The 18948-nt window shown below is 46.7% G+C and carries 16 protein-coding genes, 3 tRNA genes, 3 rRNA genes and 1 other RNA gene; 16 read left to right on the plus strand and 7 right to left on the minus strand.

What is annotated here, in order from left to right:
- Positions 1 to 5: 5 nt before the first annotated feature.
- From R5H20_RS00110 to R5H20_RS00120, 3 genes are all read right to left on the minus strand, one after another.
- Positions 6 to 1274 carry a GntP family permease gene (locus R5H20_RS00110; RefSeq protein WP_006640431.1) on the minus strand — a complete coding sequence of 423 codons (1269 nt, stop codon included), beginning with the start codon at positions 1272 to 1274 and terminating at the stop codon, positions 6 to 8.
- 91 nt (positions 1275 to 1365) lie between these two features.
- Positions 1366 to 2493, minus strand: a complete 1128-nt coding sequence (locus R5H20_RS00115) for a sugar diacid recognition domain-containing protein (protein WP_006640432.1) — start codon at positions 2491 to 2493, stop codon at positions 1366 to 1368.
- A gap of 29 nt (positions 2494 to 2522) precedes the next feature.
- Positions 2523 to 2957 carry an SMI1/KNR4 family protein gene (locus R5H20_RS00120; RefSeq protein ID WP_006640433.1) on the minus strand — a complete coding sequence of 145 codons (435 nt, stop codon included), beginning with the start codon at positions 2955 to 2957 and terminating at the stop codon, positions 2523 to 2525.
- 129 nt (positions 2958 to 3086) lie between these two features.
- On the opposite strand from R5H20_RS00120, the gene R5H20_RS00125 reads away from it, so the two are divergent.
- Positions 3087 to 3179, plus strand: a tRNA-Ser gene (locus tag R5H20_RS00125).
- A 289-nt stretch (positions 3180 to 3468) separates the two neighbouring features.
- Here the strand turns inward: R5H20_RS00125 and dck are convergent.
- The 4 genes from dck to R5H20_RS00145 form a co-directional block, all read right to left on the minus strand.
- The gene (dck, locus tag R5H20_RS00130) at positions 3469 to 4110 is read right to left on the minus strand and encodes a deoxyadenosine/deoxycytidine kinase (RefSeq protein WP_006640434.1); all 642 of its coding nucleotides are present in this window, start codon (positions 4108 to 4110) and stop codon (positions 3469 to 3471) included.
- Positions 4107 to 4730 (minus strand): deoxynucleoside kinase, encoded by a 624-nt coding sequence (locus R5H20_RS00135; RefSeq protein WP_006640435.1) that lies wholly within the window; start codon positions 4728 to 4730, stop codon positions 4107 to 4109. The genes dck and R5H20_RS00135 overlap by 4 nt, the downstream gene beginning before the upstream one ends.
- Positions 4731 to 4824: 94 nt before the next feature.
- Positions 4825 to 6147 (minus strand): glycoside hydrolase family 18 protein, encoded by a 1323-nt coding sequence (locus tag R5H20_RS00140; RefSeq protein WP_006640436.1) that lies wholly within the window; start codon positions 6145 to 6147, stop codon positions 4825 to 4827.
- 36 nt (positions 6148 to 6183) lie between these two features.
- Positions 6184 to 6732 carry a cysteine hydrolase family protein gene (locus tag R5H20_RS00145; RefSeq protein WP_006640437.1) on the minus strand — a complete coding sequence of 183 codons (549 nt, stop codon included), beginning with the start codon at positions 6730 to 6732 and terminating at the stop codon, positions 6184 to 6186.
- A gap of 89 nt (positions 6733 to 6821) precedes the next feature.
- On the opposite strand from R5H20_RS00145, the gene tadA reads away from it, so the two are divergent.
- From tadA to R5H20_RS00220, 15 genes are all read left to right on the plus strand, one after another.
- Positions 6822 to 7307 (plus strand): tRNA adenosine(34) deaminase TadA, encoded by a 486-nt coding sequence (gene tadA, locus R5H20_RS00150; protein WP_006640438.1) that lies wholly within the window; start codon positions 6822 to 6824, stop codon positions 7305 to 7307.
- 87 nt (positions 7308 to 7394) lie between these two features.
- Positions 7395 to 7660, plus strand: an RNA gene (gene ffs, locus R5H20_RS00155) — signal recognition particle sRNA large type.
- A 140-nt stretch (positions 7661 to 7800) separates the two neighbouring features.
- Positions 7801 to 9501 (plus strand): DNA polymerase III subunit gamma/tau, encoded by a 1701-nt coding sequence (gene dnaX, locus R5H20_RS00160; protein WP_006640439.1) that lies wholly within the window; start codon positions 7801 to 7803, stop codon positions 9499 to 9501.
- Positions 9502 to 9525: 24 nt separating this feature from the next.
- Positions 9526 to 9849 (plus strand): YbaB/EbfC family nucleoid-associated protein, encoded by a 324-nt coding sequence (locus tag R5H20_RS00165; protein WP_006640440.1) that lies wholly within the window; start codon positions 9526 to 9528, stop codon positions 9847 to 9849.
- Positions 9850 to 9862: 13 nt separating this feature from the next.
- Positions 9863 to 10459, plus strand: coding sequence for a recombination protein RecR (recR, locus tag R5H20_RS00170; RefSeq protein WP_003178140.1), 597 nt, complete (start codon positions 9863 to 9865; stop codon positions 10457 to 10459).
- 20 nt (positions 10460 to 10479) lie between these two features.
- On the plus strand, positions 10480 to 10704 hold the full coding sequence (locus R5H20_RS00175; RefSeq protein ID WP_006640441.1) for a YaaL family protein: 225 nt from the start codon (positions 10480 to 10482) through the stop codon (positions 10702 to 10704).
- 63 nt (positions 10705 to 10767) lie between these two features.
- Positions 10768 to 11034: a pro-sigmaK processing inhibitor BofA family protein gene (locus tag R5H20_RS00180; RefSeq protein ID WP_006640442.1), complete on the plus strand. Its 267-nt coding sequence runs from the start codon at positions 10768 to 10770 to the stop codon at positions 11032 to 11034.
- Positions 11035 to 11318: 284 nt separating this feature from the next.
- A 16S ribosomal RNA gene (locus tag R5H20_RS00185) occupies positions 11319 to 12868 on the plus strand.
- Positions 12869 to 12979: 111 nt separating this feature from the next.
- Positions 12980 to 13056: transfer RNA gene (locus tag R5H20_RS00190), tRNA-Ile, on the plus strand.
- A 13-nt stretch (positions 13057 to 13069) separates the two neighbouring features.
- Positions 13070 to 13145: transfer RNA gene (locus tag R5H20_RS00195), tRNA-Ala, on the plus strand.
- Between the two features lie 132 nt (positions 13146 to 13277).
- Positions 13278 to 16209 (plus strand): 23S ribosomal RNA (locus R5H20_RS00200).
- A 132-nt stretch (positions 16210 to 16341) separates the two neighbouring features.
- Positions 16342 to 16457 (plus strand): 5S ribosomal RNA (gene rrf, locus R5H20_RS00205).
- The 16S, 23S and 5S rRNA genes sit together here with 2 tRNA genes alongside, the layout of an rRNA operon.
- 169 nt (positions 16458 to 16626) lie before the next feature.
- Positions 16627 to 16818 carry a sigma factor G inhibitor Gin gene (locus tag R5H20_RS00210; protein ID WP_006640366.1) on the plus strand — a complete coding sequence of 64 codons (192 nt, stop codon included), beginning with the start codon at positions 16627 to 16629 and terminating at the stop codon, positions 16816 to 16818.
- Positions 16819 to 17042: 224 nt separating this feature from the next.
- Positions 17043 to 17687: a 5-bromo-4-chloroindolyl phosphate hydrolysis family protein gene (locus tag R5H20_RS00215; RefSeq protein WP_006640367.1), complete on the plus strand. Its 645-nt coding sequence runs from the start codon at positions 17043 to 17045 to the stop codon at positions 17685 to 17687.
- Positions 17674 to 18840, plus strand: coding sequence for a toxic anion resistance protein (locus R5H20_RS00220; protein ID WP_006640368.1), 1167 nt, complete (start codon positions 17674 to 17676; stop codon positions 18838 to 18840). Before R5H20_RS00215 ends, R5H20_RS00220 begins: the two co-directional genes overlap by 14 nt.
- Positions 18841 to 18948 lie beyond the last annotated feature (108 nt).

Here is an 18948-nt window from a genome sequence, read left to right on the forward strand (position 1 = left end):
CCTTTTTAAATAAAGAATTGAAAAATCCCGAAGATCAAGGTTGAAATGATGGTTAAGATCAAGCCGATGACTGATTCATATGGAATAAGTTTAAGGCGTTCTTTCATGGACATAAAAACACTGCCTCCTGTCGCATGAAAGAAACTTCCATGGGGCATGTGATCAAGGACGGTTGCCCCGGCGTGAATCATGGCTGCTCCCGCAAGGCCGGCGACACCGAAATCAAGCAGAGTCGGACCAAATACGCTGCTGGCGACAGCCGTACCCGCAGTTGTTGAGGCTGTCGCCATGGACATCAGCATTCCCGAAACCGGAGCTAAAAGAAAAGCGGGCAGTCCCAATCCGACAAGGCTGTCTGTGATCAATGCGTTGAGACTGGAGTTGGCGATAATGCCTGCAAGTGTTCCGGTTCCGATCAGCATGACGGCGACGCCTGACATCTTGGAAAGGCCTGAAGCGGCATAATCCTTCAGCTTGAGCGCCTGTCCCGAAGCAATCGCCGTCACGAGGCCTCCTGCCGGCAGAGCAATAATTGGATCAATGGTAATTCCTGCTGCCGGTCTTAAAGCGAGCAAAAGGATCGCGGCTATCGGACCGCTGATCGCCGCCCAAAATGACGGAAACCGCTGATTGGAACTGTTTTCAATTTCTCCGTCAACAACCTGTGTTCCTTTATTGGAGAGCCGTTTTGCCAACAAATATGTGGCTCCCAAACCGAAAAAAGCAGGTATGATTCCCGCGGCCATGACGGATGTCAAAGGGACATGAAACGCATCTGAAGCCGCAATCGCATTGGGATTGGGGGACATGATATTTCCCGCTTTCCCGCCGCCGATCATCGCTAAAAGTATAGCCGCTTTACTGATTGAAGTCCGTTTTGCGATGGCCAGGGCGATCGGAGCAACGGTAATAACGGCAACATCGACAAATACCCCAACCGTTGTTAAGATGGCCGCCGCAAGGGTCAAGGCAAGCAATGCTCTTTTTTCGCCGATTTTTTGGACGATGGTTTCGGCTATGACAGCTGCCGATCCCGACTGAATCAGAACGCCTGCAAGCACGCCTGCCGCCAAAATGCGAAGCACGGCAGGCATCATGTTTTTAGCGCCTGCTATCATTAAATCTGTTGTTTCTATTAAATCCGCACCGCCAATTAAGCCTCCTGCTAAGGCTCCGGCCATCATGCCGTAAGCCGGCGGAACTTTTTTCAAAATTAAAAAGATGGAAATGGCTAATGCACAAAGGGCGCCTATCGCGTGTATTTGAATATCCATTTCTGCAACCCCTCCTTTACGTCCAATTGTAAACGCTTTCTGACGGAGGGAGAATTGTTCAGATATACGGATTTCATCACTGTATCCCACATTAAAATTGTTCATTTGAACAAAAAGATGAAAAAAGGGTAATCGCTGTATACAGCTTAAACAAGTCTTCCAAATGTTTTGGATTGCATCCGGTCGCCGCTTCGATTTTTTTTAAGCGGTAATGTAATGTGTTGCGGTGAATGAACAGCCTTGATGAAACTTCTGCTATTTCGCCGTTCGCGTTAATGTAGCAAAGAAGGGTTTTGGCCAAGTCGCCTTTTGAATCTGCTTGAGAAAGGCGCTCCCAGATTTTTTTGACATGCACTTCCTGATCAGGCTGCCGAACCTTTGATAGAAGAACAGGTATCGCAAAGTCCCGATAATCGTAAAAATAACGGTGAGGACCCATCGTTTTGGCAATTTTCAAGGTTTGCTTTGCACTTTGATAGGAAAAGGACAGCTGCTGAAGCTGTTCCGCCTGCTCCCCCATCGCTCCTATGATTGTGTCCCATTGGCTGAGCCAGTCATGCCAGGCTGAATAGATGTCAGACCGCTTTTTTTCGGGTTCATCTGTCAGTAAGACGGCAATCTCCGTTAAAGAAATATTGGCGTAAAGATCTTGAGGCTTTAAATGTTTTTCAAGGCCTTTGGTAAATGCCGGCTTTATATCAGCGGAAGGAAGCTCAAAGACCAAGCATATACGCTTATTTTTCAAGGGAATGCTTAAACGCTCTGCACGTTCCAGAAAGTCAAGAGAAGTCAAATCACCACCCTGGATCATTTGGATGACCGTTTCTTCCCGCAGTCTTTGATCCCAAGTCAGCTGTTTTGTCAAAAATGCCTGTTCAACCGTCAGTTCCGCCGCCATTTTGACCAGTTCTCCATAATGGCTGACTTCAGAAGGAGAGCCGGTAATGCCGATGACGCCGATTATTTCATCATGAAATACGATCGGGAGATTTACCCCAGGTTTTGTGCCGGTCAAATCAGAACATTCTTCAGGTGTGATGCTGATGATGCTTTCAGCTGAAAGAACATCTTTTGCGCCGTCATGCTCATTGCCAATCCTCGTACGGTCTCCAGAGGCAATGATGACCCCGTGTTCATCCATGATATTGATATTGTGCTGAATAATCGACATTGTTCTATCAACAATTTCCGCCGCCAGTTCTTTTGAGAGATACTTCATGTTATCGCTGCTCCTGTCAGTTGAAAGATTTACACGCGAATGTTCCCATCAATCCACCATTCGATAAATTGTGTTAAAGAAGGGGCGACCCACGTCCGGCTGTCATCCTCGTGATTCCAAACATATATATCGTCTTTTTGTATAGAGCCATTTAAAATGGAATAAGCAAATAAATCACCGTTTCCCGCATCAGCGATAAATAAGAGACAGTCAAAGGGCATGTATATATCCTTAAAAACTTCGCCATTTCTCAGGTCCTCATTTTCCTCTATGATTCGGTCCGTGGACCAAATCAGATGACAGCCGAATTCGTCATTGATTCCATCTGTTTCTTTCAGCAGATTCTCCAATTCAATTGGGAGCTGAATATTGAATTTTCGTTTGATTTCTTCCAATTTTGAGGGTTCAGCAGGTTTGTTAAACGTATATTCACCGGCTAAACGCCTCAGCATATGACTCCACATTTCCATCATCCTTTGTTATAATCGTTATTCGTATATCATTATAGCAAGAGATCAATAAAATTAAATTTTTTATCGAAATTCCTCTTGACTTAAAAGGATAGGACATGTTATATTAATTCTTGTCGATACGGAGGAATACCCAAGTCTGGCTGAAGGGATCGGTCTTGAAAACCGACAGGGGTGTCAAAGCCCGCGGGGGTTCGAATCCCTCTTCCTCCGCCATTATTGATTAGCATTTTAGTGATTGACTAAGCATAAATTGGAGATTGTGTTGCCGCTGCCTGGACGAGGCAGCGGTTTTTTTATATTTTAACTCATCCGGCGGGGACGAATCGGGAGATTATGTGCAATTTCTTGCTTCCGAGGCGAGCGGCCTGCCGGAACGCCATTTAACGAATCCGCTACAGACCGACTAGACCACCCTCTGCGATGATCTTCGGTGTGGCGCCGCGGGATTGCGTTTTGCAAAAAAAAGAGCGGATCTTCCGAGAGAGTCCGCTCTTTTTTATATTTATCTTTGAATGGCTTTGCCTATTTTTTCGATGATCGGGTCGAGGGATGCGGAATTGTTGAAAAGATCGTAGTCGTCTATGTTGACTCTTACGACCGGACAGGCATTGAAGCCGCTGATCCAGTTTTCGTACCTTGTGTACATTTCCTCCCAGTAGGACCGGTCAGTTTGCAGTTCCATTTCACGTCCGCGTTTTTGGATGCGGTCGAGAATCGTTTCCAAATTGCCTTCCAGGTATACTAAGACATCAGGGCGGGGAAAGTATGGCGTCATGACCATTGCTTCAAACAGACTGGTATAGGTTTTATAGTCGACTTTTGACATTGTTCCTTTATCCGCGTGCATTTTGGCAAATATGCCTGTGTCTTCATAAATGGATCTGTCTTGAACAAATCCGCCTCCGGATTCATAAATATACTTTTGCTCTTTGAACCGTTCCGCTAAAAAGAAAATCTGCAAATGAAAACTCCAGCGTTCAAAATCTTTGTAAAAGTTCTCTAAATAAGGGTTGTTGACGACCTCTTCAAGAGATGTTTTAAATCCAAGTCTTTTTGCAAGCTCTTTTGTTAATGTGGATTTTCCCACTCCCACCGTACCTGCAACGGTTATGATGGCATCTTTCGGAATATCGTGTACAGTCATCGTATATACTCCTTTACTTGATCGGCAATTCGATTATAAACTGCTTCAGATAAAACAAAATCGTCTTTGTCACCGTTTATTTCAATCACGGGCAATGATGGATCAGATTCTTTGATTTGTTTGATTGCGGCTTCATAATCCTTGATCAGCTGTTCCAAATAAAGCTCGTCCATCTGCTGTTCAAACGGACGGCCGCGCTTTTTGATCCGCTTTAATAAAGTCGGAAGGCTTGCGCGAATATAGATAATGATATTCGGCTTCGGCAAGTCTTCTGTCAGCAGCCCGTAAATCTTTCTGTATTTTTCAAGCTTTTTGCCTTTCAGCGTCCGTTCCGCAAAAATAAGATTTTTATAAATATGGTAGTCCGAAATAACGGGAGTGTTTTTATGTAAATACTCTTTTTCAGTATCTTCAAGCTGTTTATAGCGATTGCATAGGAAAAACATTTCCAGCTGAAAGCTCCATTCGTCTTTATCCTCATAGAATTTGTCGAGGAAAGGGTTCTCTTCGACGATTTCTTTGACAAGAGATAATGAGAGCGTTTCTGAAAGCATGCAGGCCAATGTGGTTTTTCCCGCCCCGATGGGACCTTCGACAGCAATAAAAGGGGCTGTGTTCATAGGTGTCCTCCTACTCAGATAAGCGTTTGCTTGTGATTTTCAACATTCATATTGTATCACATCCTTTTCCTTTGCCCATGAAAAAAACGTTCCGTCAACTTGGGAACGTCTCTTTTACAACATTAAATTGATCAGCTAGCAATAGCCAGTTTTGCGGGAAAGACAGCCCCAGCTTCCAATAGCTGATTCCCCTCAGGTTTAACTCTTTGATCAGGTCAAATTTAGCCTGGATGGATCTGGCATCTTCAAACCACACCTCATGCTGTTTGCCTGCTTTGTCTGTATAGCGGAAATAGGGGGCCTGGGCTTCATCATCGAATAAAATGCTTGCTTGATTTTCGCTTGCAATGGTGATTGCCTGCTGAGGACTGATCGCTCTTGCCAATGGCCCGCCCGGTCTGTAAGGGAGAGTCCAATCATAGCCGTATAAATTTTGGCCCATCACGATTTTATTGGCAGGCATTTCTGTAAGCGCGTATTCAATGACATCACGGACAGGCCCGATCGGAGATACAGCCATCGGCGGCCCTCCGCTGTAGCCCCACTCATACGTCATCAATACGACGAAATCGACAATCTGGCCGTGCGCCCGGTAATCATGGGCCTCATACCACTGCCCCGCTTGAGTTGCGCTTGTTTTAGGCGCCAGAGCGGTGGAGATCAGCCAGCCCTCCCGTCTAAAACGATCCCTTGCCTCCCTTAAAAACTGATTATAAGCTTCTCTATCCTCGGGTCTTAAATACTCAAAGTCGAAGTGAATGTCTCTAAAACCGTATTTTCTCGCTGCTGCAACAATTTCGTTCAGCAATTTGTTTTTTATATTTTCGTCTGTCAGGATAATCCTTCCAAGTTCGTCGCTGAATGCTTCATTCTCAAGGTTGGTCACAATCATCATCAATGTCACGTTCTGCCTGTCGGCAATTTGTTTTAATCCGGTGAGCGGCGGTTCTTGAAGCGTGCCGTCGCGTTTTGCTTGAAAGCTGAAAGCGCCCAGATAGGTGAGATACGGAGAAGCCTCTCTTGCCGCCTGCTGCAGAGCCGGGCTGACCCTGTTTCCGCGCGGCTCAATATAGGCGTTTGTTTCTATCGTGCGCTTTGGCCGCGGAGGAATGTACAGCAAGATCCCCACAGGCAAAACGGCATCAGGGGGCTGGATGCGATTGATCCTGGCGAGCTCCGCCGCCGACATGTTGAAACGGCCGGCGATCGATGCCAATGTGTTTCCCGCTCTCACCTCGTAAAATTGACCTGCAATCGGTATGACAATGGTTTGTCCGACAACAAGACGATTTGGATTGGGAATGTCATTCGTCTCTACAATTTCATTCACTGTTGTCCTGTACCGGTTGGCAATTCTATAAAGTGTATCGCCTCTTCTCACGACGTAAATTTGAATGGAAAACGCCTCCTTTCTCATTGCTATCACTATATGAGAAAAGGAAGTGTTTCATGCTCACGTTTCGTTGATGAGGTTTTCCGCGGTCGTGATTTTGGCGAAAAGGATATCTTTCATTATCGTTAAGGCATACTCGTTGTCTTTTTCAGTGTTTGAGGCAATGCAGTCCTTCGGAATCGTGATATCATACTCCCGCATATAGGCATCGTTTGCCGTAAACAGAACACATATGTTGCCGGCTATTCCCGTAATGATTAAATGACTGATAGAGAGCTCGCTTAATAAAGTTTCAAGAGCGGTTCCGTAAAAGGCCGAGTGCTTCGGCTTGATTAAAAAATAGTCGTTTTCATTCGGTTCCAGCCGTTCAATGATGCGTTCGCTTTTGGCATTCCTGCATTTTTTGATAATGGCAGCAATATCCGCTTGCCAAATACCAAAATGGTCATTAATGTATATGATAGGCCAATTCATGTTGCCGGCATGTTTTTTTAAAGCAAGAAGATCAGCGGTCATTTCCTCTGTTTGTTTGGAAAGAGCCTCGCCCATATCGAATTGAAAATCGTTGATGATGTCTACAATAATTAGGGCGGTATCTGAATTGGACAAGCCGGTCCGCCTCCTTTCCGGATCGATGTTTCATTATCTATATGTTAGCCTTTCCGGAATGAGAAAAAACATTGAAAGAGTGCGTGCAGATGACACAAGACGAGCTTTATATGAAAGAAGCGATCCGAGAAGCGAGAAAAGCGGAAGAAAAAGGAGAAGTGCCGATCGGCGCCGTTCTCGTTCTTGATGATGAAATTATTGCCCGCGCCCATAACTTAAGGGAAACAGATCAACGCTCGCTTGCCCATGCAGAGATGCTTGTCATAGACGAAGCATGCAGAAAGCTGGGAACCTGGCGGCTTGAAAGAGCGGTCCTTTACGTTACGCTTGAACCGTGTCCGATGTGCGCCGGAGCGGCTGTCCTTTCAAGAATTGAAAAAGTCGTTTTTGGAGCATATGACCCTAAAGGGGGCTGTGCAGGCACCTTGATGAACCTTCTCGAAGACGAGAGGTTTAATCATCAGGCTGAAGTGGTAAGCGGTGTAATGGAGGAAGAATGCGGACGTCTGCTGAGTGATTTTTTCAGGAAGCTTCGGGCGAAAAAGAAAGCGGAGAAGCAGAACAAAGCACAATGATAGAAATTTGCATTTTAGGGTGAAACAAGTTATACTAATGAGTGCGTCACATAGAGGCGCAGCTTAAATAATTTGATATTTATTTTGCCGTGCTAAGCGGGGAGGTAGCGGTGCCCTGTACTCGCAATCCGCTCGAGCGAGGCCGAATTCCTTTCTCGAGGTTCGTTTACTTTAAGGTCTGCCTTAAGCAAGTGGTGTTGACGCTTGGGTCCTGCGCAATGGGAATCCATGAACCATGTCAGGTCCGGAAGGAAGCAGCATTAAGTGGAACCTTCCATGTGCCGCAGGGTCGCCTGGGCTGAGCTAACTGCTTAAGTAACGCTTAGGGTAGCGAATCGACAGAAGGTGCACGGTAAATCAATCATCAAATTAAGACTCATCTATTCTGGAATAGATGAGTTTTTTGTATTGTTTTTTTCTTTATAAGAGCTTTTGGAATTGAAAGCAGCTTCATGTATAATAAGGATGATGATATCAAGAGGAGGGCGTGTTTGTGAGTTACCAGGCTTTATATAGAGTGTTCAGACCGCAGTTGTTTGAAGATGTTGTCGGTCAGGAGCACATTACGAAAACATTGCAAAATGCCCTTTTACAAAAGAAATTTTCTCACGCCTACCTGTTTTCCGGGCCAAGGGGAACAGGGAAAACAAGCGCCGCAAAGATTTTTGCCAAAGCTGTAAACTGCGAGCATGCTCCAGTCAGCGAACCGTGCAACGAATGTTCCGCATGTAAAGGCATTACAAACGGTGCGATTTCGGACGTCATTGAAATCGACGCCGCCTCTAATAACGGTGTAGATGAAATACGGGACATCAGGGATAAAGTGAAATTTGCCCCGTCCGCTGTCACGTATAAAGTATATATCATAGATGAAGTACATATGCTTTCTATTGGCGCATTCAATGCTCTTCTTAAAACGCTTGAAGAGCCGCCTGAGCATTGTATTTTTATTCTTGCAACAACAGAGCCTCATAAAATTCCTTTGACAATTATTTCAAGGTGTCAACGCTTTGATTTTAAAAGAATTACGTCGCAGGCCATTGTCGGCCGAATGAAAAAAATTGTTGAAACCGAGCAATTCAAGGTTCAAGACGGTGCGCTTGAGATTATCGCCGGTGCCGCGGACGGCGGAATGAGGGATGCTTTAAGCCTGCTTGATCAGGCGATATCCTTCAGCGGTGATGAGCTGACGGTTGATGATGCGCTGCTGATCACGGGCTCCGTATCTCAGGCATATATCGGAAAACTTGCGTTGTCCCTTCATGAAAAGAATGTCTCAGAGGCTTTAGAAACGTTGAACGAGCTTCTTCAGCAGGGAAAAGACCCGGCAAAGCTGATCGAGGATATGATTTTCTATTTCAGGGATATGCTTCTTTATCAGACAGCCCCCGATTTAGAGGGCGTGCTCGAAAAGGTGAAAGTGGACGAGGCGTTTCAACAGCTGTCCAAGCAAATTCCTGCGCCTGCTCTTTATGAAATGATTGACGTTTTAAATAAAAGCCACCAGGAAATGAAATGGACCAATCATCCGCGGATCTTTTTTGAGGTTGCGGTTGTGAAGCTTTGCCAGGGGGCAAGAGCAGAGGCGCCGTCAGCCGGACAGCCTGAAATCGACAGCCTCGTCAACAAGGTTCGCCAGCTTGAACAGGAAATTGAAAGGCTTAAAACATCGGGAGTCCAGGCGCCAGCCCCGAACCAGCCAAAAGAAGCGTCCCGCCCGCAAAAAAGCGTGAAGAGCGGATATAAGACGCCTGTCGGCCGCATTCATGAAATATTAAAAGATGCGACAAGAGCCGACCTGGAAAAGGTAAAGGGCTGCTGGGGGGAGCTGCTCGCCCAGCTGAAGCAGCAAAATAAAGTGTCGCATGCGGCTCTTTTAAATGACAGCGAGCCGGTGGCGGCGTCTTCAAACGCATTCGTCCTCTCATTTAAATATGAAATTCACTGTAAAATGGTTGCTGAAGATAATAACGGCGTCAGAACGAATTTAGAGCAAATTTTAGACGGAATGCTCGGAAGAAGAATAGATATGGTTGGCGTTCCTGAAGCTCAATGGGGTAAAATAAGAGAAGAATTTTTGCAGGAACACCAGCCGGAAGATTCGGATACAAATGGAAGCAAAGAAGAGGAAGATCCGCTGATAGCAGAAGCCAAAAAGCTGTTTGGAGCGGAACTGATTGAAATTAAAGAATAAAAAAGAAAGAGAGTGGATTTAGGTATGCGCGGTGGAATGGGAAATATGCAAAAAATGATGAAGCAAATGCAAAAAATGCAAAAGGATATGCAAAAAGCGCAGGAGGAGCTTGCGGAAAAGGTGCTCGAAGGCACAGCAGGCGGAGGTATGGTTACCGTTAAAGTCAACGGACAAAAAGAAATTATTGATGTCGTAATCAAAGAAGAAGTTGTTGATCCCGAAGATGTTGAAATGCTTCAAGATCTCGTGCTTGCGGCAACAAACGATGCTTTGAAGCAAGTTGACGAAGTGACAAATGAAACGATGGGTAAGTTTACAAAAGGAATGAACATGCCGGGTTTATTCTAGGAGGAAAATAAGAATGCAGTATCCTGAACCAATATCAAAGCTGATCGACAGCTTTATGAAATTGCCAGGGATCGGACCTAAAACAGCGGTCCGTCTGGCTTTTTTTGTTCTCAGTATGAAGGAAGATGTAGTGTTAGATTTTGCAAAAGCATTGGTAAACGCAAAGCGCAATTTGACTTATTGTTCAGTATGCGGCCACATTACAGATCAAGATCCCTGCTATATTTGCGAAGATACAAGAAGAGATAAATCGGTCATATGTGTTGTTCAGGATCCGAAAGATGTCATAGCCATGGAAAAGATGAAAGAATACAATGGCTTGTACCATGTTTTGCATGGTGCCATTTCCCCGATGGACGGCATTGGTCCGGAAGACATTAAAATACCCGAATTGCTGAAACGATTGCAGGATGATCAAGTGACAGAAGTAATTCTCGCAACAAACCCAAATATAGAAGGAGAAGCAACGGCCATGTACATTTCAAGGCTTTTAAAGCCATCCGGCATCAAGCTGTCGCGAATTGCCCATGGACTTCCGGTCGGAGGCGATTTGGAGTATGCAGATGAAGTCACTCTTTCTAAAGCACTTGAAGGCAGACGTGAGATGTAGAGGGAGGAGATTGCATGACCATGGGTTTTCTTCAGAAAAAAAAGCTAAGAAAAGAATTCGATAAAAAACTGATTGAACAGCTGATGCGGCAAAAGGAAGAATGGAACAGACAAAAACGGCTGATTGAAAACAGCCTTGAACCGTCCCCTGAAGTCCTCTATGAGTTGAAAGTCGCCGAGGCAAAATACTTTTTTTATTTGCGCGAAGCGAAAAAAAGATACTTAAGGCTCGGCGGGTGGAAGTAGCTGGTCTATTTACTTCAACCTCTTCATATGCTTGTACTAGAAAATATGAGGAGTGAGAGATTCATGGGACCTGTTATCATAATCGGGGCAATTGTGGTATTGGTTGCCCTGTTGTTTTTTTCAGGAGCTTCCTTTAAACCTTTAAAATGGACTGGTGCAATTGTCATTCGATTTATCGTCGGTGCGGTGTTTTTATTCTGTGTGAACCTATTTGGCCAAAGCATGGGGATTCATGTGCCGATCAATTTTGTTACCACTGGAGTCAGCGGATTATTGGGCGTTCCTGGAGTAGCTGCTCTTATCGTCATCAAACAATTTATTATGGTATAATTTTTTGTTGACATTTGTCTTCTGAGGTGTTAAATTTATATTCGTCGCTGATGACGAATTATTTTTTTGAAAAAAGTTATTGACGACATCTTGGATAAATGTTATTATATTAAAGTCGCTTCGAAAGCGGCAATGAAGTTCTTTGAAAACTAAACAAGACAAAACGTACCTGTTAATTCATTAAATAAATCGCACATGAATATGTGCGTAGTCAGGGGCCTGCACGATGCAGGTCATGCAGATGTTGTCACAGGATGTGACGAACTTAATCTGCGCTCCATTATTTCATGGAGAGTTTGATCCTGGCTCAGGACGAACGCTGGCGGCGTGCCTAATACATGCAAGTCGAGCGAACCGACGGGAGCTTGCTCCCTTAGGTTAGCGGCGGACGGGTGAGTAACACGTGGGTAACCTGCCTGTAAGACTGGGATAACTCCGGGAAACCGGGGCTAATACCGGATGCTTGATTGAACCGCATGGTTCAATTATAAAAGGTGGCTTTTAGCTACCACTTACAGATGGACCCGCGGCGCATTAGCTAGTTGGTGAGGTAACGGCTCACCAAGGCGACGATGCGTAGCCGACCTGAGAGGGTGATCGGCCACACTGGGACTGAGACACGGCCCAGACTCCTACGGGAGGCAGCAGTAGGGAATCTTCCGCAATGGACGAAAGTCTGACGGAGCAACGCCGCGTGAGTGATGAAGGTTTTCGGATCGTAAAACTCTGTTGTTAGGGAAGAACAAGTACCGTTCGAACAGGGCGGTGCCTTGACGGTACCTAACCAGAAAGCCACGGCTAACTACGTGCCAGCAGCCGCGGTAATACGTAGGTGGCAAGCGTTGTCCGGAATTATTGGGCGTAAAGCGCGCGCAGGCGGTTTCTTAAGTCTGATGTGAAAGCCCCCGGCTCAACCGGGGAGGGTCATTGGAAACTGGGGAACTTGAGTGCAGAAGAGGAGAGTGGAATTCCACGTGTAGCGGTGAAATGCGTAGAGATGTGGAGGAACACCAGTGGCGAAGGCGACTCTCTGGTCTGTAACTGACGCTGAGGCGCGAAAGCGTGGGGAGCGAACAGGATTAGATACCCTGGTAGTCCACGCCGTAAACGATGAGTGCTAAGTGTTAGAGGGTTTCCGCCCTTTAGTGCTGCAGCAAACGCATTAAGCACTCCGCCTGGGGAGTACGGTCGCAAGACTGAAACTCAAAGGAATTGACGGGGGCCCGCACAAGCGGTGGAGCATGTGGTTTAATTCGAAGCAACGCGAAGAACCTTACCAGGTCTTGACATCCTCTGACACCCCTAGAGATAGGGCTTCCCCTTCGGGGGCAGAGTGACAGGTGGTGCATGGTTGTCGTCAGCTCGTGTCGTGAGATGTTGGGTTAAGTCCCGCAACGAGCGCAACCCTTGATCTTAGTTGCCAGCATTCAGTTGGGCACTCTAAGGTGACTGCCGGTGACAAACCGGAGGAAGGTGGGGATGACGTCAAATCATCATGCCCCTTATGACCTGGGCTACACACGTGCTACAATGGGCAGAACAAAGGGCAGCGAAGCCGCGAGGCTAAGCCAATCCCACAAATCTGCTCTCAGTTCGGATCGCAGTCTGCAACTCGACTGCGTGAAGCTGGAATCGCTAGTAATCGCGGATCAGCATGCCGCGGTGAATACGTTCCCGGGCCTTGTACACACCGCCCGTCACACCACGAGAGTTTGTAACACCCGAAGTCGGTGAGGTAACCTTTTGGAGCCAGCCGCCGAAGGTGGGACAGATGATTGGGGTGAAGTCGTAACAAGGTAGCCGTATCGGAAGGTGCGGCTGGATCACCTCCTTTCTAAGGATATTATACGGAATATAAGACCTCGCGGTCTTATAGACAGGTGCGTTTGGATCTTGTTTAGTTTTGAAGGAACTTCTTTTCCTTCAAATGAATATATAAAAAGATGGGCCTGTAGCTCAGCTGGTTAGAGCGCACGCCTGATAAGCGTGAGGTCGGTGGTTCGAGTCCACTCAGGCCCACCATCTTACATGACACGGGGCCTTAGCTCAGCTGGGAGAGCGCCTGCTTTGCACGCAGGAGGTCAGCGGTTCGATCCCGCTAGGCTCCACCAACGTGTTCTTTGAAAACTAGATAACGAAAGTAGACATTCACAAAGGCTTGCGCGATGCAAGTCATGCCGATGTTACCACAGGATGTGGTGATGTTAATCGGCGATCCTTATTATTAGTGATTCTTTTTTAACGGTTAAGTTAGAAAGGGCGCACGGTGGATGCCTTGGCACTAGGAGCCGATGAAGGACGGGACGAACACCGATATGCTTCGGGGAGCTGTAAGCAAGCTTTGATCCGGAGATTTCCGAATGGGGAAACCCACTGCTCGTAATGGAGCAGTATCCATATCTGAATTCATAGGGTATGAGAAGGCAGACCCGGGGAACTGAAACATCTAAGTACCCGGAGGAAGAGAAAGCAAATGCGATTCCCTGAGTAGCGGCGAGCGAAACGGGAACAGCCCAAACCAAGAGGCTTGCCTCTTGGGGTTGTAGGACACTCTATACGGAGTTACAAAAGAACGGGGTAGATGAAGAGGTCTGGAAAGGCCCGCCATAGGAGGTAACAGCCCTGTAGTCAAAACTTCGTTCTCTCCTGAGTGGATCCTGAGTACGGCGGAACACGTGAAATTCCGTCGGAATCCGGGAGGACCATCTCCCAAGGCTAAATACTCCCTAGTGACCGATAGTGAACCAGTACCGTGAGGGAAAGGTGAAAAGCACCCCGGAAGGGGAGTGAAAGAGATCCTGAAACCGTGTGCCTACAAGTAGTCAGAGCCCGTTAACGGGTGATGGCGTGCCTTTTGTAGAATGAACCGGCGAGTTACGATCCCGTGCAAGGTTAAGTTTGAAAAGACGGAGCCGCAGCGAAAGCGAGTCTGAATAGGGCGCATGAGTACGTGGTCGTAGACCCGAAACCAGGTGATCTACCCATGTCCAGGGTGAAGTTCAGGTAACACTGAATGGAGGCCCGAACCCACGCACGTTGAAAAGTGCGGGGATGAGGTGTGGGTAGGGGTGAAATGCCAATCGAACCTGGAGATAGCTGGTTCTCTCCGAAATAGCTTTAGGGCTAGCCTCAAGGTAAGAGTCTTGGAGGTAGAGCACTGATTGGACTAGGGGCCCCTACCGGGTTACCGAATTCAGTCAAACTCCGAATGCCAAAGACTTATCCTTGGGAGTCAGACTGCGAGTGATAAGATCCGTAGTCGAAAGGGAAACAGCCCAGACCGCCAGCTAAGGTCCCAAAGTATACGTTAAGTGGAAAAGGATGTGGAGTTGCTTAGACAACCAGGATGTTGGCTTAGAAGCAGCCACCATTTAAAGAGTGCGTAATAGCTCACTGGTCGAGTGACTCTGCGCCGAAAATGTACCGGGGCTAAACGTATCACCGAAGCTGCGGACTGTTCTTGCGAACAGTGGTAGGAGAGCGTTCTAAGGGCTGTGAAGCGAGACCGGAAGGACTCGTGGAGCGCTTAGAAGTGAGAATGCCGGTATGAGTAGCGAAAGAGGGGTGAGAATCCCCTCCACCGAATGCCTAAGGTTTCCTGAGGAAGGCTCGTCCGCTCAGGGTTAGTCGGGACCTAAGCCGAGGCCGAAAGGCGTAGGCGATGGATAACAGGTTGATATTCCTGTACCACCTCCTCACCATTTGAGCAATGGGGGGACGCAGGAGGATAGGGTAAGCGCGGTATTGGATATCCGCGTCCAAGCAGTTAGGCTGGGAAATAGGCAAATCCGTTTCCCATATAAGGCTGAGCTGTGATGGCGAGTGAAATATAGTAGCGAAGTTCCTGATTCCACACTGCCAAGAAAAGCCTCTAGCGAGGTGAGAGGTGCCCGTACCGCAAACCGACACAGGTAGGCGAGGAGAGAATCCTAAGGTGATCGAGAGAACTCTCGTTAAGGAACTCGGCAAAATGACCCCGTAACTTCGGGAGAAGGGGTGCTCTGTTAGGGTGCAAGCCCGAGAGAGCCGCAGTGAATAGGCCCAGGCGACTGTTTAGCAAAAACACAGGTCTCTGCGAAGCCGCAAGGCGAAGTATAGGGGCTGACGCCTGCCCGGTGCTGGAAGGTTAAGAGGAGCGCTTAGCGTATGCGAAGGTGCGAATTGAAGCCCCAGTAAACGGCGGCCGTAACTATAACGGTCCTAAGGTAGCGAAATTCCTTGTCGGGTAAGTTCCGACCCGCACGAAAGGCGCAACGATCTGGGCACTGTCTCAACGAGAGACTCGGTGAAATTATAGTACCTGTGAAGATGCAGGTTACCCGCGACAGGACGGAAAGACCCCGTGGAGCTTTACTGCAGCCTGATATTGAATGTTGGTACAGCTTGTACAGGATAGGTAGGAGCCTTGGAAACCGGAGCGCCAGCTTCGGTGGAGGCATCGGTGGGATACTACCCTGGCTGTATTGACCTTCTAACCCGCTGCCCTTATCGGGCAGGGAGACAGTGTCAGGTGGGCAGTTTGACTGGGGCGGTCGCCTCCTAAAAGGTAACGGAGGCGCCCAAAGGTTCCCTCAGAATGGTTGGAAATCATTCGCAGAGTGTAAAGGCACAAGGGAGCTTGACTGCGAGACCTACAAGTCGAGCAGGGACGAAAGTCGGGCTTAGTGATCCGGTGGTTCCGCATGGAAGGGCCATCGCTCAACGGATAAAAGCTACCCCGGGGATAACAGGCTTATCTCCCCCAAGAGTCCACATCGACGGGGAGGTTTGGCACCTCGATGTCGGCTCATCGCATCCTGGGGCTGTAGTCGGTCCCAAGGGTTGGGCTGTTCGCCCATTAAAGCGGTACGCGAGCTGGGTTCAGAACGTCGTGAGACAGTTCGGTCCCTATCCGTCGCGGGCGCAGGAAATTTGAGAGGAGCTGTCCTTAGTACGAGAGGACCGGGATGGACGCACCGCTGGTGTACCAGTTGTTCTGCCAAGGGCATCGCTGGGTAGCTATGTGCGGACGGGATAAGTGCTGAAAGCATCTAAGCATGAAGCCCCCCTCAAGATGAGATTTCCCATTCCGTAAGGAAGTAAGATCCCTGAAAGATGATCAGGTTGATAGGTCTGAGGTGGAAGTGTGGCGACACATGGAGCTGACAGATACTAATCGATCGAGGACTTAACCTAAATATTTGTGAATGGTCTTTACCCGTTATCTAGTTTTGAGAGAATGCTCTCAAAAGCCAAAGGCAAGGAAACTCGGCTAGAGGCCCTCACATCCTGTGAGGAACGCCCAGTACCTTCGTCCTGAAGGCATAGTTTGGTGGCGATAGCGAAGAGGTCACACCCGTTCCCATGCCGAACACGGAAGTTAAGCTCTTCAGCGCCGATGGTAGTTGGGGGTCTCCCCCTGTGAGAGTAGGACGCCGCCAAGCAAGCGAAAGACCAGCTTATCTCTAAGCTGGTCTTTTTATATTCCGTCGATATTGATACAAACACCTAATGTTTGCCGTTTACATATACTAATCTAACCTTCAAAAACTTTCTTAATTTTGTATACAAATATGATTTTGGGGAATACTGAAACCCATGGAGGTGGAATGGATGAGTAAGTCTAATCATGGGGAAACGTGCATCATCTGTGAAGAAAATAAAACCGAAGGTATTCATCTTTATACAAAATTTTTATGTGCGGATTGTGAAAAAAAGATCATTTCTACTTCAACATCAGACCCCCAATACGCCGATTATGTAAAAAAATTAAAGAGTCTCCGTACGCCGCCATTGTATTCTTAGACCGCTTCCTGGTCTATTTTTTTTGCAATCAAAATGGGGATCACTTTAAGTTCAGATGGAGGCAATGTATAATGGTATTAACGAAAACATTGATCTTTAAGGCATCTGGGAAAAGGTGTCTTTTTTACTATATTGAATAAATGTGTTCTGTTGAAACTTGTATAATCAATGATACGTAGAAGAGAATCATATGTTGAAATTCAATTCATGGGGAGTAGATGGTGATGAAACCAATCCTTCATTTTTTGCTTCGTGTATATACCGCAAGCACAATGTCCGTGCTCCTTTGGCTGATCAGCTTTTTTGCGTTTGACCAGACGTTTCTGCTGTCTTCTCTTTATGCGGGTGCCGGTTGGGCTGCGATTTACCTTGGAGGCAAGTGGTATGGAACCCATTTATTTTTAAAAGAAAATCAGCTGACAAGGCGGGAATTCGCATATATTAAACAAAATCTGCAGGAAGCTAAAGCAAAAATCGCCCGATTAAGAAAAGCCCTGTTTAAGGTCAAGAATATCCAGACGATAAAGCAAAACCTGGAAATTCTGCGGATTGTCAGAAAAATTTATACGGTCACAAAAAACGACCCAAAACGCTTTTATCAAGCAGAGCGTTTTTATTATCAAACTCTTGATTCGATTGTGGAATTAACTGAAAAATATGCTTTTTTAGCTTCACAGCCAAAGCGAAGTGCAAAGCTTGAAGTTTCTCTGAGTGAAACCCGGATGACAATTGACAAGCTGGCGAAACAATTGGAAGAGGACCTTTACGATTTGCTCGAAACGGATATCGAACATTTGGAATTTGAACTCGATGTCGCCAAACATTCGCTTAAAAAAGCGGGAGGGGGAAAGCCTGATGAGCCAGTATAAATCTAAGACGGAAAGTGAATTTGAAGATCTGCTTTCCGATCCTTTTGGACAGGGGGAAGCAATGGAACCGGGCAAAGCGGAGGAACGGCATGAAGTGAGGCTGGTCGATACGCTGTCAGAAGAAAAACGCCGAAAAGCGCTGCAGCTGTCAGAACAAATTGATCCGAAAAATCATCAAAGCATTACACTATACGGAACACAAGCCCAATCCAAACTCTTGAATTTTTCGCATCACATGCTTGAGCATGTTCAAAAAAAAGATGTCGGCGAAATCGGAAAGATTTTAAGCGATCTCATGAAAAAGCTGGAACAGGTGAATCCTGATGAGCTTCAGCCAGAAAAAAAGAATCTGTTTTCACGCTTTTTTGGCAAGATCTCCAACTCTGTTCAAGAAGTATTATCAAGGTACCAGAAAACAGGGGCACAGATTGATAGAATCAGTGTAAAGCTCGAGCATTCCAAAAACGCGCTGATCCACGATAATAAGATGCTTGAACAGCTTTATGAAAAAAATAAGGAGTATTATGAAGCGCTGAATATTTATATTGCAGCAGGGCAGTTGAAGTTGGAGGAATTGAATACAAAAACCATTCCCGTCCTAAAAGAAAAGGCTGCCGCAAAGCATGATCAAATGGCCGTTCAAGAAGTGAACGACATGGTTCAGTTTGCAGACCGGCTGGAGAAAAGAATGTATGATTTAACGTTAAGCAGACAAATTACGATGCAGAGCGCACCGCAGATCAGGCTGATTCAAAATACAAATCAGGTGCTTGTTGAAAAGATCCAATCCTCTATTATGACGGCGATTCCGCTTTGGAAAAACCAAGTGGCCATTGCTTTGACATTGCTGCGTCAGCGCCGTGCTGTAGAAGCGCAAAAGCAGGTTTCAAAAACGACTAATGAACTGTTGTTAAAAAATGCGGAGATGCTGAAAGCCAATACGATTGAAACCGCCAAAGAGAATGAACGCGGCTTTGTGGACATTGAAACCTTGAAGAAAGTCCAGGATCAATTAATCGGCACACTGGAGGAAACCATTAAAATCCAGGAAGAGGGAAGGACAAAACGCCTTCAGGCAGAAGAAGAAATAAGGGCGATGGAAGAAGATCTCAAGGTAAAGCTGCTCGACATGAAATCACCCCCGCCGTCTTAAAACGATAATAAAGATTTACCATACAGGTCGTCCTTTAAGTTCTTGATGCAGAAGGGTATAATAAGGGCAGAAATCAGATGGCATCCGGCGCGCGTCGCCGGGCGCCTT

This window comes from Bacillus sp. KICET-3 (genome assembly GCF_033261025.1).
Taxonomy (GTDB): domain Bacteria; phylum Bacillota; class Bacilli; order Bacillales; family Bacillaceae; genus Bacillus; species Bacillus sonorensis.